Source organism: Anaplasma phagocytophilum (assembly GCF_023476575.1).
Classification (GTDB): Bacteria; Pseudomonadota; Alphaproteobacteria; order Rickettsiales; family Anaplasmataceae; genus Anaplasma; species Anaplasma phagocytophilum_A.
This window is the reverse complement of record NZ_JAHLEX010000171.1, coordinates 1-1,055: the sequence shown is the minus strand read 5'-3', so window position 1 is coordinate 1,055 and position 1,055 is coordinate 1. Positions and strand designations below refer to the sequence as shown.

Sequence of the window (1,055 nt, the reverse complement as noted above, 5' to 3'; positions counted from 1 at the left end):
GGGGTAAGGTGGCTGATTCGGGTAATATACATAGGTACCTTGCTGAAGTCAGGCCGGAGTTGCTGCTTGAAAGGGCGGATGAAGTTTCCTCCCTAGCGCATGTGATGTTAAGATGCGCTCTAGAAAAGGAGCTAGTAAATGGCGATCTTGCAGTTGATGACTTGCCTGATGCTTGGGAGCAAGGTGTTAAGTATTACTTCAATCAAGTAACAAAAGCGGAGCAAGAGGGACTACTGCAAGACGATTACTGGGTGAGTGGCTGTTTTGGATATCTACCGAGTAAGGTACTGGGTGCAATAGCTGCTACACAAATTTTTTCTTATATTGATGATCCGAAAGTTGCCGTTTTGGAGAATATCGAAAGTGGTGATTTCTCAGGGCTAACTGCGTGGTTAAGTAAGTACATATACTCTCATGGTGGACGATATAGCAGTACAACACTGTTAAAAAAGATCACCGGACGTAGGATTGATGTAGACGCTTATAAAAACCATCTGGTAAATAGATATCTAAGCATGTGAGTGCGTTATGGGAGATGAGAATCAAGGCGCTGTGCAGTATTCTACTCAGCTAAGTGAGATGGCAAGTGCTATTAGGCTATTATCTGTTGATGCAATTCAGAATGCTGCTTCAGGTCATCCAGGTATGCCCTTGGGTATGGCTGATGTAGCTGCTGTATTGTTTTCTAAATTTTTGAGATTTAGTGTACAAAATCCAAACTGGATTAATCGAGATAGGCTGGTAATGTCTAATGGACATGGCTCCATGCTTATTTATGCCATACTCCATTTATTAGGGTATATCAGCATAGATGATATAAAGAAATTCAGGCAGTTACGTTCCATGACTCCAGGTCATCCCGAATATGGGTGTACACCTGGTATAGAAGCCACTACTGGCCCTTTAGGTCAGGGATTAGGCTGTGCTGTTGGAATGGCTATTGCTGAGAGAATGCTTGCCCAGAGATTTGGCGATGATCTAATAGATCACTACACTTACGTTATGGCCGGGGATGGTTGCTTGATGGAGGGTATTAGTCATGAAGCAGCTTCTTT

The 1,055-nt window shown here is 43.1% G+C and carries 2 pseudogenes; both read left to right on the top strand.

Annotation, left to right across the window (positions count from 1 at the left end):
- Window positions 1-521: pseudogene (locus KPX09_RS05395) on the top strand (carboxypeptidase); the annotation flags it as partial.
- Window positions 522-528: 7 nt separating this feature from the next.
- A pseudogene (locus KPX09_RS05390) lies at window positions 529-1,055 on the top strand (transketolase); the annotation flags it as partial.